This is a genomic window from Nitrospira calida (assembly GCF_976986435.1).
Map to the genome: position 1 here is coordinate 2,145,527 of NZ_OZ335950.1, position 12,780 is coordinate 2,158,306.

Genomic DNA, 12,780 nt, shown 5'->3' on the forward strand with positions numbered 1-12,780 from the left:
TTCTCAGCGGAATTGCCCGCGATACGTCTAACAGATCTTGCCCTGGTTTGCTTTCTGAACGACGACTGGCAAGCACTTTGCCTGACCCTCTGCTCACGGAAGGCTAGCGGCGGTCAGCAGGATGGTCCGCCGGAAACGTCATATGGTTTCTCCCTCCGAAGAAATCTGTTTCGGTGAAGGACTCGACTGCGCGAAAACCAGCCGAGCGCTGAAGGAATTCATTCGGCGGGAACGCCAATCCCGGGAAGACCTCGTCTCAATCTGGTGGGTCGGCATCGAGATGGCCATGATTGTCCTCTTTCTCGTCTTGCTCCTGATCCAAGTTGTCTTTTCCGGGCCGAAAAATAGACATCCCCCAGAAAGTGCTTGGTACCGCTACGCCTTGCCCTTTTTCCAAATTCTCGATCGTGGCAACCCTACTTCCGTTCCTCCATCGATCTGCCCCGCTGTCACCGCCATTCCGCCATGCTCAAACTCATGAAGGCTCGTCCGCAATTCCCGGAGCAGTCGCAGTTGGTTCAAGTTCCTACTCACCTTTTTTCTCTTTCCGCCCGTCGATCAGACCTCCACGACCATCTGCATGGCTGCGCAGAACGGAATTGTGAGATGCCGCGCGCGGCGCTCAGTGCGCAACTGCGCACCCTCAATCCCTGGGCTTAGCGACGCAGGTAAGAACCCGGAGCGCGCGGCGGGCGCAATCATGCTGAGAAATCGAGGACATCCCGGCATTCCCCATCCCGCTGGTCGAGTGAATCCGCTAACCGGTAAACACTTTGCTAAGGACTGTGCGTATGAACCAGATCGTCCTCATCGCCCTACGCAGGCCCTACACCTTTGTCGTCATGTCGATCCTGATCGTGCTGTTCGGGGGTCTGACCGTGCTCCACATGCCGACCGATGTCTTTCCCAACATCACGATTCCCATCACCTCCATCGTCTGGGACTACGCCGGCCTGCTGCCGGCGCAGGTGGAAGGGCGGATCACCTATATGTTCGAACGCGCCGTGACCGCGACGGTGGAAGGCATCAAGTACATGCACAGCCACTCCTACTACGGCTTCAGCATCACGAACATCTTTCTGCAGGACGGCGTGGACGTGGGCCGGGCCGAAGCGGATATCACGGCCATTGCGCAGCGGGTCGTCAAGTGGCTGCCGCCGGATATTTCGCCGCCCATGATCATGCGGCTGGCCCCCTCCGCGATTCCGGTGGCCATGCTTGAAGTGAGCGCGGACCACATGACCCCCGCGGAACTCTACAACCTCGCCTACATGCGCATCCGCCCCCTACTGGTGACGGTCCCGGGGGCGATCCTGCCGCACCCGTACGGGGGGCAGGACATGCAGGTCATGGTCAACCTCGATCAGCAGAAATTGCTCGCCCGCCACCTCTCGCCGGCGGACGTCCACGACATCCTCATGCGGCAATACCGCGTGCTGCCGTCCGGCGACATCAAAATCAGGCCGACCGACTGGATCGTCCAGACGAACGCGTCCCCGCTGCGGATCGAAGACTTCGAAAACATCCCGATCAAGCGGGAAGGCAACAGATTCATCTATCTGCGCGACGTCGCCACGGTGCGCCTGATGGGTCGGGTGCAACAGAACGCGGTGCTGGTAAAGGGCAAGCAGATCGTCATCATCGTCGTGATGAAGAGTACGGAGGCCTCGACCCTGGCAGTGGTGGACGGGATCAAGAAGATGATCCCGCGCGCCGAGCAGGTCGTTCCGGAAGGCGTGAAGATCCGGCTCCTCGACGACGCCTCGACGTTCGTCAAGGATTCGATTCAGGACGTGGTCCATGAAATGCTGACCGCCGGGGCGCTGGTCGGCCTCATCGTGCTCTTGCTGCTTGGCTCCTGGAGGGCCATGGCCATCGTGTGGACCTCGATCCCGCTGTCCATCCTGACCGCCATCATCGGCCTGCATTGGCTCGGAGAGTCGATCAACGTCATGACCTTGGGCGGCCTGGCGCTGGCCGTCGGCATTCTGGTCGATGATGCGACCGTGATGATCGAGAACATCGACCGTCATCTCGACATGGGCAAGCCGCTGGAGACGGCCATCATCGACGCCGCCAATCAGATCGTTGTTCCGACGTTCGTCGCCACCCTGTGCATCGCGATCGCCTGGCTGCCGCTCTTCGGGCTCACCGGCGCTTCCGGCTATCTGTTCAAGCCCATGGCGGAAGCGGTCATCATCGCGATGCTCGCCTCCTTCATCCTGTCGCGCACGCTGGTGCCGACGATGGCGAAATATATGATGACGAGTCACCATGACGGAGAATCCGCACATGCTGCCGGTGCGTAGCGCAACAGGCGGCCGGATGCGCCACCATTGCCGAATGCTGTCGGTTCTTACCGCTCCTTCAGGAGCGGGTCAGGTTGAACAGGACGCACGGCGATTTAAATAAGAATGATGGGCAGAGGAAGCATATGCCTCTGCGAGGCTTAGAACAAAGTGACGGAGGAAGGAAGCGTGGGGCGCCATGAACTTGAAAATGCTGATCATTGTGGCTCGGGACTCCATGTTGGAGGAATTGGAGACGATTTTGCACGGTACCGGCGTCAAAACGTATACCGTACTGAGCAATGTCAAGGGTGAAGGTTTGACCGGGAAAGTCTACGGCACGTTCCTCCAACCCGATATCAATTGCATTATTTTCTCAGTTCTCCCATCGGATCAAGTCGACAGAGCGGTCAAAGCGCTTCAGGCGCATCACGCAGCACGCGTAAACGCCGCGCGTGGGCAGTCCATTCCCCTCAAGGTGTTTACTTTCCCTTGCGAGGAACACGTATGACATCCTGGGTTCGAACCAGCCGACTGTTCCGTGGCTGGAGTGTCTGATAAGCCTTTTGAGCAGTTCAAAGACATTTTTTAGATTTTGCGGACGGATGGAGCGGAACGAAGCCGCGAGAAAGACGGCGTGCCATATCGCACTCTGCGCTCTGTGCGTGACCGCACGACGGCATGACTCCACCACTCAGACATGGCTGCTCGAATGTGAACCGAACCGAGCGGCCGGGGATATTGTGCCAAGAAATTGCGGACATCCTGCCATTCCCCATCCCACAGGTCGAATGAATCCGCATCCAATGATCGGTAAGCACTTTGCTAAAGCAGACGTTACCGATGCGTCAGATTGTCCTCATCGCCCTGCGCAGGCCCTACACCTTCGTCGTCCTGGCGATCCTGATCGTGCTGTTTGGAGGCCTGACCGTGCTCCACATGCCGACCGATGTCTTTCCCAACATCACGATTCCCATCACCTCCGTCGTCTGGGATTACGCCGGCCTGCTGCCGGCGCAGGTGGAAGGGCGGATCACCTATATGTTCGAACGCGCCGTGACCGCGACGGTGGAAGGCATCAAGTACATGCACAGCCACTCCTACTACGGTTTCAGCATCACGAACATCTTTCTGCAGGACGGCGTGGATGTGGGCCGGGCCGAAGCAGATATCACAGCCATTGCGCAGCGGGTCGTCAAGTGGCTGCCGCCGGATATTTCGCCGCCCATGATCATGCGGCTGGCCCCCTCCGCGATTCCGGTGGCCATGCTTGAAGTGAGCGCGGACCACATGACCCCCGCGGAACTCTACAACCTCGCCTACATGCGCATCCGCCCCCTACTGGTGACGGTCCCGGGGGCGATCCTGCCGCACCCGTACGGGGGGCAGGACATGCAGGTCATGGTCAACCTCGATCAGCAGAAATTGCTCGCCCGCCACCTCTCGCCGGCGGACGTCCACGACATCCTCATGCGGCAATACCGCGTGCTGCCGTCCGGCGACATCAAAATCAAACAGACCGACTGGATCGTCCAGACGAACGCGTCCCCGCTGCGGATCGAAGATTTCGAAAACATCCCGATCAAGCGGGAAGGCAACGCATTCGTGTATCTGCGCGACGTCGCCACGGTGCGCCTGATGGGCCGGGTGCAACAGAACGCGGTGCTGGTAAAGGGCAAGCAGATCGTCGTCATCGTCGTGATGAAGAGTACGGAGGCCTCGACCCTGGCAGTGGTGGACGGAATCAAGAAGATGATCCCGCGCGCCGAACAGGTCGTTCCGGAAGGCGTGAAGATCCGGCTCCTCGACGACGCCTCGACGTTCGTCAAGGATTCGATTCAGGACGTGGTCCATGAAATGCTGACCGCCGGGGCGCTGGTCGGCCTCATCGTGCTCTTGCTGCTTGGCTCCTGGAGGGCCATGGCCATCGTGTGGACCTCGATCCCGCTGTCCATCCTGACCGCCATCATCGGCCTGCATTGGCTCGGAGAGTCGATCAACGTCATGACCTTGGGCGGCCTGGCGCTGGCCGTCGGCATTCTGGTCGATAACGCGATCGTGATGATCGAGAACATCGACCGTCATCTCGACATGGGCAAGCCGCTGGAGACGGCGATCATCGACGCCGCCAATCAGATCGTTGTTCCGACGTTCGTCGCCACCCTGTGCATCGCGATCGCTTGGCTGCCGCTCTTCGGACTCACCGGCGTCTCCGCCTACCTGTTCAAACCCATGGCGGAAGCGGTCATCATCGCGATGCTGGCTTCCTTCATCCTGTCGTTCACATTGGTGCCGACGATGGCAAAATACGTGATGACGGGACACCATGAGCCGGCCGTCGCGGCTGTTTCAGCCCATGGCGGTATCGGTCGGTACGAGGACGCCGGTCGCAGTCATCCCGTCGTTCACGCAAGCGCCGACCGTGACCAAGCAGACACTGAAAGGCCAACCTAATGGGGACGTCTGAGCATAAGAGGCAGCGCAAGGATGAGTCGTCGCGGAACGTCTTCGTCCACTTTCAGAAGGCGTTCGAACGCCGCTTCGATCGGTTCCGCGAGCGCTACGGTGAGTTGCTCGAACAGGTAATTGCCCGCCGCCGCGCCTTCGTCAAGATCTCACTGGCGATCGCGGTCGCCTCAATGAGCCTGTATTTCTTCCTCGGGCGCGAGTACTTTCCCGAGATCAGGTCGGGGACCATTCAAATGCATATGCGCGCGCCGCTCGGGACGCGCATCGAGGTGTCAGGCCGCCTGGCCACGTTGGTCTCCCAAAGCGTCGAGGACCTGTTGCCCGGCCAGGTCGACAACATCGTCAGCAATTGCGGCCTGCCGGTCGGACCGCACAATCTCGCCTTTATCCCGACACCGACGGTCGGCCCGCAGGACTGCGACTTGACGATCATTTTGAAGAATGAAAAGTCGCCGGTGTGGGAATACCGGCGTATGCTCCGCAAGGGCTTGAAGGAGCGCTATCCGGGCACCGAATTCACGTTCCAGCCGTCCGATCTGACCGCGAAGATTCTTAACTTCGGCGCGCCCGCGCCGATCGACGTGCAGATCAACGGTCCGGATATCTATCCCAACTACGAGTTCGCTCGCAAACTGGCGGGGAAGTTTCGCGAGATTCCCGGGGCGGCGGACGTGGTAATCCAGCAGACCATGCGAACGCCGACCCTCATGGTCGAGGGCGACCGCACCTTCGGACTCGGGGTCAACAGGACGCTGAGTGACATGGCCGACAGCATGCTGATGACGACCGCCGGCAGCCAACAGGTGGATCAGATCTATTGGCTCGATCCCAAGACCGGCATGTCCTATCTGATCAATGTCTATACGCCGCAGCCGCAGGTCAATAGCCTCAACAGTCTCAAGACCATTCCGGTCAAGTCTTCGGACCACCCTTCGAACAACGCGGACAATGCCTCGAAGAAGGATGATGTGCAACTCCTCGGCAATCTGGCCAACCTGTCGGTCGAAGGAACGCCGGGTGTGGTCACGCACGGGAACATCATGCCGCTGTTCGATATCTATGTCTCTGCTGAAGGACGCGATCTGGGCGGGGTGCTGGCGGACGTTCAGAAGATCGCCAAGAGCATGGAGCACGAGATGCCCAGAGGCGCCTCGCTCGAGATCCACGGCCAGGCCTCGCTGATGCACGACGCCTACGCCGAGCTGATCTTCGGGCTGCTCGCCGCGATCGTGTTGATCTATCTGCTGATCGTCGTCAACTTTCAGTCCTGGCTCGATCCCTTCATCATCATTACGGCCCTGCCGGGCGCGCTGGCGGGCATCGCCTGGTCGTTGTTTTTCACCCACACCAGGCTGTCGGAACCGGCCCTGACCGGAGCGATCATGACGATGGGCACGGCGACCGCCAATTCGATTCTGGTCGTGTCCTATGCGCGCGAGCGGCTCAAGGAGCACGGTGACGCCCTGCGCGCGGCGATTGAAGCCGGAAAGACTCGCTTCCGCCCAGTGATCATGACCGCCTCGGCCATGATCATCGGGATGGTTCCCATGGCGACGGGCTATTCCCAAAACGCCCCCTTGGGTCGCGCCGTCATCGGCGGCTTGCTCGTCGCCACCGTCTTCACCTTGTTTTTCGTGCCCTGCGTGTACGCCATCTTTTACGAGAGACGGACCGCCGTTCTCGAGGCAAAGGTGTAGCATGAGCGCTCTCCGTGGAAGAAGCCTGACGTTCGCGGCACTCGCCCTGTTGGCGCTCTATATCGGCTACCGGATCTATGAGAGCCGACTGGACGCCGCGTCGCTGCGTGAAGAAACGCTAACGACCGCCGTGCCCACCGTGGCTGTCGTCTCTCCCAAGCCGGTGCCGGCGACCGAGACCATCACACTTCCCGGCAACATCGTGGGCTGGTTCGAGGCGCCGATCTACGCGCGCGTCACCGGCTACGTGAAGATGTGGTACAAGGACTACGGCGATGTAGTGCGCAAAGGCGACGTCCTCGCCGAAATCAACGCGCCAGACCTCGACGCCGAATACGCGCAGGCCAAGGCGGATCTGGAAACGGAGCGCGCGAAGTATGCGCTGGCCGTGGTGACGGCGAAACGCTATCAGGCGATGCGCCCCAGCCACGCGGTCGCGGAGCAAGCCATATTGGTTCAGGAGCAAAACCTGAAAGCGCAGGCCGCGACGCTCAAGGCCGCGGAGCAGAAGGTCAAAAACATCGAGGCCTTCATTCAGTTCAAAACGATCGTCGCGCCCTTTGACGGCGTGGTGACCCAGCGCAACATCAACGTGGGCGACCTAGTCAGCAAGGAGGGGACGCTCAGCACACCCGACGCCAAAAGCAACCTCTTCACGGTCGCCGACATCAGCATGATGCGGCTCTTTGTCAACGTGCCAGAACAGTTCGGTCCCTTCCTCCAGCCGGGATTGACGGCGGAGGTCACCGTGCCGCAATTGCCAGATCGGCGGTTCATCGCCAAATTCCTGACCGTCTCCCGCGGATTCGACGTCAGCACGCGCACCGCGGTGGCCGTCTTCACGCTCGACAACGAGGATCGCGCGCTCTGGCCTGGCTCCTATGCCCAGGTCACAATCACCGCCCCGGTCGCGCGGCGGGCCTTCACGATTCCCTCCACCGCGTTGGTGTTCCAGGAGCACGGCACGCAAGTGGCCGTGGTGACAGACGCGAACCGCGTGCACTTCAAACCCATTACCGTAAGCAAACTCATGGACAACGCCGTCGAAGTGGCGGACGGGGTATCCGAAAGCGACCGCGTGATCAACAATCCGAGCGCCGGCTTGCTCGAAGGCGACCTCGTGCGCATCGTCACGCCAGCGCCGGGCTATGATCTCGTCAACGGCACGGAGCCGGCCCTGGCCTCCCAGCCGCCGGAGGCGGCGCGGCCGGCACAGGCGCCGCAGTTGTCCCCACAGAGCCAGCCATGATGAGCATGGAGTACGCTCCCATTCGACTAGTGTGGAAGGAAGTGCGCCGCTGCGCGTCCAGCGGCGCCGCCTTGCTCGTCCTGATCTTGTCTGGCTGCGGTGACTGGCTGCCGCACGTCGATCTGGCGCCTCCCTACCAGCCGCCTCGCTACGTCGTCCCTGTCTCATGGCGCGGAGCAAGCCCCTTCGTCGAGGCGAAGCCGTCCGACGATGCGCTGCGTCCGGACTGGTGGAAACTGTACGACGATCCGGTCCTGGACTCGCTTATTGAGGAAGGAATGGCGGCCAACGCGGACCTGCAGGCCGCTGCCGAGCGGTTCGTGCAGGCCCGCGACGTGATGATGAAGGTCCGCTCGCAGCGGATTCCCCAGATCGGTATCGGAGGGAGCGCCTCCAACAACCGCCTATCTGACAATGCGCTGTTCCGGCCGCCCAATATCGACAGCACCCAATCGACCGTGGTCGCAGAAGGTCTGGCTTCCTGGGAGCCGGACTTCTGGTCGGCGATCCGCAACGCCACGCGCGTCGAGATCTACCGCGCCCAAGAGCGGGCCGCCGACTATGGGCTGGCGCGCCTTAGTCTGCAGGCGGAGATCGCCGCGGACTACTTTACGCTGCGCGGGTACGACGCGCAGATCGCGATCTATACCCAATCGGTCGCCCTTTATAAAAAGACCCTGGACCTCGTCAAGACCCAGTTCGCCGGCGCGCTTGCCTCATCGCTTGACGTCGCCCGTGTCGAATCGCTGCTGTACAGCACCGAGACGAAACTCGCGCAGGTACAGGGGCAACGGCAGGTGACCGAACAGGCGATCGCGATCCTCGTGAACCGGGCCCCGGCCAGTTTTACGATCGCCCCGGTCGATGATCTGCGCGTCGCGCAGTTCACGATTCCGCAGACTATCCCCTCCACCCTGCTGGAGCGGCGTCCCGACATCGCCGCAATGGAGCGTCGGATGGCGCAGGCGAACCGAGCCATCGGCATCGCGCGGGCCGCGTTCTTTCCCAACGTGCGGTTCCGGGCCGGCGGCGGGTACGAGGACGACGGATTCAATCTGGTCGCGCTCGCCAACAGTTTCTGGTCCTATGGTTCCATGATCGAGTTGCCGATCTTTCAGGGCGGGTATCGCCGCGCCCAATTGCAGCAGGCGTGGTCGGCCTACCGGGAGACGGAAGACCTTTACCGTTCAACCGTCCTGAACGCGTTTCGAGAGGTCGAAAACGCCTTGAGCCTGACGGACCGGTTGACCGCCGCAGCCGAACGGCAGGATGCCGCGGTCCGGGCTTTCGTCAAGACGCAGGATCTGACCTCCGAGTTGTATCAGGGCGGACTGGCGTCCAGCCTGGAGCTCATTTACGCGCAGGTCCAAACGCTGCTGGCGCGCATCGACGCCGTGCAGCTCAAGGCCGATCTGTTGCGCGCCTCGGTGGCCCTCATCCGCGCACTCGGCGGCGGCTGGACCCGCGAGCAACTGCCGGTCGACGATGAGATCCAACCCTTCGGCACGCTGCAATATGTGAATCTCGACAAACCGCCGCGCGCTGGGGGAATCGACGTCAACGCGTCCAATAACTGGGTCAATAACGATCTGACCATGCCCGTGCGTCCTTGATCGTTTCTCGCCCACTTGTCCGATGCGGTATCGCCGCGCCGCCTGAGGTTTGACAAGGCCGCTTCCGGCCTCCTACGATACCGGCACGAGGCAGCGATGCGACGGCTCCTTCGATTGTTCAACGACCTCCCCATCGCCCGCAAGCTCGTCCTCGCGTCCGTGATTCCGGTCGTGGCGGTCGCCTTGCTCAGCGTCGTCACCTACCGGAGCGTGACGGTGTTTTCGGACGACGAGGAACAGCTCAATAATACCTACCTGGTTCAACGGCGGGCTGCCGAATACATGCGCCTCATCCTTGATCTGGAAACGGGATTCCGCGGCTACGTGCTGACGAAGCAGGAACACTATCTCTATCCCTTCCGGACGGCGCAGGAACGGATCCTGAGCGTGGGGGATTCGCTGGAGCAGATGCTGCATGGCCAGGATGAGCAACGGGCGCTGATCGGGGAAGTGCAAAGGCTGGTCAAGCAGCTCGTCAACGAAAAGGACGAGCTGATTCAGGCCGTCAAGTCCGGCCATCCGGAGAACGCCGTCCATTATATGGAGAGCGGACGCGGGCGGGCAGTCATGCTCGACATTCGCCAGCTGATGGCGCGGTTCGATCGATTGGAACAGGATGCGCTCAACAGCCGGCTGGCGCGGATTTCTCAAGATCGATCATCCATGCTGTGGGTGATTCTGGGGGGCGGCGGACTGGCCGTGATTCTAACGATTCTGACGCTGCACATGATTGCGCGCTCGATCACAACCCCCCTCGCCAGCCTGGCCAAGGCGGTCGGGTCGTCATCGGCGGGATTCGTGCCGTCCTTGCCGGTGCTGGAGCGTCGGGACGAAATCGGCGACCTGACCCGCGTCATGCATGCGATGAGCGCGCAGATCAGGGACCATTTGGAAAAGGTGGAGAAATCGGAAACCGATCTGCGCGCATTGAACGAGGTTTTGTCCGCTTCGGAGTCCAAGTATCGGAGCTTGGTGGACCATGCTCCGTTCGGCATCTTTACGACCAAAGGCGTCGACATGGTGTTCAGCAACCGGTACAACCGGATCCTGGCGGGTCTCGACCCGGATGAAGAAGGCGATCCTGAAGCCGTCCGGCTGGCCTACCATCCCGAGGATCGGGAGCGGGTTCTCTCGGAATTTGCGAAGGCGGTGGAAGAGGGGCGCCCGTACGAGACCGTGTTCCGCTTTCTGCACAAGGACGGCACCGTCCGCAAAGTGCTCAGCCGGCGGATTCCGATCCGCGACGCCGACGGTCGTGTGGTCATGTACCAGGGGTTCAACGTGGACATCACGGTTCTGGACGAGATGCAGGCCAGGCTGCTCCGCGCCGAGCGACTCGCCACGTTGGGGCAAGTCGCCGCTGGTATCGCGCATGAAATCAGGAATCCATTGGTCGGCATCGGCTCCACCACTTCGCTGCTATTGGAGGAGATCAAGCCAACGGACCCGCGGCGACCGGATCTGGAAATCATCCTGCAGGAGACACGGCGGCTGGACCGGATCGTCAATCAGATCATCGATTACGCCAGACCCCGCTCGATCGCGCCGGTGCTCTTCTTTTTGCCGGATTTGGTGCAGGAGGTCATGAAACTGCTGGACATTCCGATTGCCGAGAAGCGCCTGGCGGTGCGCAGTTCCCTGCCTCCGACGCTGCCGCCACTTCAAGCCGACCGCGACCAGGTTAAGCAGGTATTGATCAACCTCGTTCAGAACGCGATTGAAGCCTCCGAAGAAGGCGGGGTGCTGACCCTGGCTTCCTTCGAGCTGACTCGGGGACAGGAGGCGGGGGTCGCGATCCACATCGTAGACACCGGAACCGGTATCGCTCCCGAGGCTCTTCCCCACGTGTTCGAGCCTTTTTTTACGAGCGGAAAGCACCGGGGTACTGGGCTGGGGTTGGCCATCTGCCGCAACATCATTGACGCCCATGGCGGCGACATCCAACTCACCAGCCAGCCGGGCAAGGGCACGACCGTGCGGGTCTGGCTCCCGTTACGGCAGCGACCCCGGATCGCGGAGACCTAGCCGATGCGCGCCACGATTTTCGTCACGGATGATGAACCGGCCATCCGGTCGGCGATCGTTAAACGGTTATCCCGCCGCAATCATCGCGTGTTGGGATTCGAGTCCGGCGAGGACTTGTTGAAGGCCCTGGAACAGGACCAGCCCGACCTGGTGCTGTTAGATCTGAAAATGCCCGGCATGAGCGGCCTCGACACGTTGAAACGCGTGCGTCCGTTGGCCCCGCACGCGTTGACAATCATGCTGACGGCTTATGGAACCGTACAGGACGCGGTCGAGGCGATGAAGCAGGGGGCCTATGATTTTCTCATCAAAACCGTCGACCTCGAGGGGATCGATCCAGTGGTGGATCGGGCGCTGGAATTCCTGGCCCTGCGCTGGAGCGTGGAATTTGAACGGGAGGACCAGGGCAGTCAGTATGCCCTGTCGAACCTGGAAGCTCACAGCCCGGCCATGCGACAGTTGCTGGCTCAAGTCCGCGATGTCGCGGAAAATCCGAAGGCCACGGTCCTGCTACAGGGAGAGACCGGCACCGGCAAAGAATTCCTGGCGCGCGTCCTCCATCACAACGGGCCGCGGGCGGCCGGGCCCTTCGTCGGCGTCAACTGCACTGCGATTCCGAAGGATCTGTTCGAGAGCGAGCTCTTCGGCTACGAGCGGGGCGCGTTTACTGGAGCCAACCAGCGAAAGCACGGATTGATGGAAAAGGCCGAAGGCGGCACGCTCTTTCTCGACGAGATCGGCGATCTCGACCTGGCGATGCAGGGCAAACTGCTCCGGGTGCTGCAGGAGCGGTCATTCAGACGGCTGGGCGGAACGGACGACATTTCCGTGGATTTCCGCTTGATGACGGCGACGAACAAGGATCTCAAAAAAGAGGTCGCACGCGGCGCCTTCCGCGAAGATCTGTATTTTCGATTGAATGTGGTCACGTTCGAGCTCCCTCCGCTGCGCAAGCGCGTCGAAGACATCATTCCGCTCGCGCTTCGCGCGGTCGTCCGCTTTGCGAAGGACTTCGGCAAGGACGTGCAGGACATCGAGCCGGACGCCCGGGCGTTGTTGGAGCGGTATGCCTACCCGGGCAACATCCGGGAGCTGCACAACATCATCGAGCGGGCCATGATCCTTTGCCATGGAAAGACGTTGACCGCCGGATGTCTTCCCCGCGAATTGCATGAGACCTCGTCACACGTGGCGGTGGCAGTGACGCAAGGCGATCAGCAAGTGGTGCGGGTGGAAATGGTGCTGGGAAAACAATCGCTCGCCGACGTGGAATCGGCAATCATTGAGGAAGTCATCCGGCTCGCGGGACACAACAAGAGTTTGGCAGCCAAGTACCTGGGCCTCACCCGGTTTTCGCTCGACCGCCGTTTGAAGAAGATCGACCAAGAATAAGGGCGACCGCTCGCGGGCGTCCGGATCGGTGCAGGCCCGCATTGCCC

7 protein-coding genes and 1 pseudogene are annotated in these 12,780 nt (G+C 61.2%); all 8 read left to right on the forward strand.

Going from position 1 to position 12,780, the window contains the following annotated elements:
• Window positions 1-142: 142 nt before the first annotated feature.
• The 8 genes and pseudogenes from ACWHTU_RS10580 (at window position 143) to ACWHTU_RS10615 (ending at window position 12,733) form a co-directional block, all read left to right on the forward strand.
• Window positions 143-481, forward strand: a complete 339-nt coding sequence (locus ACWHTU_RS10580; protein ID WP_447859318.1) for a hypothetical protein — start codon at window positions 143-145, stop codon at window positions 479-481.
• Between the two features lie 310 nt (window positions 482-791).
• Window positions 792-2,309 carry an efflux RND transporter permease subunit gene (locus tag ACWHTU_RS10585; RefSeq protein ID WP_447859319.1) on the forward strand — a complete coding sequence of 506 codons (1,518 nt, stop codon included), beginning with the start codon at window positions 792-794 and terminating at the stop codon, window positions 2,307-2,309.
• A gap of 178 nt (window positions 2,310-2,487) precedes the next feature.
• Window positions 2,488-2,799 (forward strand): P-II family nitrogen regulator, encoded by a 312-nt coding sequence (locus tag ACWHTU_RS10590; protein WP_447859320.1) that lies wholly within the window; start codon window positions 2,488-2,490, stop codon window positions 2,797-2,799.
• A 332-nt stretch (window positions 2,800-3,131) separates the two neighbouring features.
• A pseudogene (locus ACWHTU_RS10595) lies at window positions 3,132-6,454 on the forward strand (efflux RND transporter permease subunit).
• Between the two features lie 49 nt (window positions 6,455-6,503).
• Window positions 6,504-7,703, forward strand: coding sequence for an efflux RND transporter periplasmic adaptor subunit (locus ACWHTU_RS10600; RefSeq protein ID WP_447859321.1), 1,200 nt, complete (start codon window positions 6,504-6,506; stop codon window positions 7,701-7,703).
• A 5-nt stretch (window positions 7,704-7,708) separates the two neighbouring features.
• A complete protein-coding gene (locus ACWHTU_RS10605; RefSeq protein ID WP_447863347.1) occupies window positions 7,709-9,316 on the forward strand; it encodes an efflux transporter outer membrane subunit in 1,608 nt (535 codons plus the stop codon).
• Window positions 9,317-9,412: 96 nt separating this feature from the next.
• The gene (locus ACWHTU_RS10610) at window positions 9,413-11,341 is read left to right on the forward strand and encodes an ATP-binding protein (protein WP_447859322.1); all 1,929 of its coding nucleotides are present in this window, start codon (window positions 9,413-9,415) and stop codon (window positions 11,339-11,341) included.
• A gap of 3 nt (window positions 11,342-11,344) precedes the next feature.
• Window positions 11,345-12,733, forward strand: a complete 1,389-nt coding sequence (locus ACWHTU_RS10615) for a sigma-54-dependent transcriptional regulator (protein ID WP_447859323.1) — start codon at window positions 11,345-11,347, stop codon at window positions 12,731-12,733.
• The last annotated feature ends 47 nt before the right edge of the window (window positions 12,734-12,780 follow it).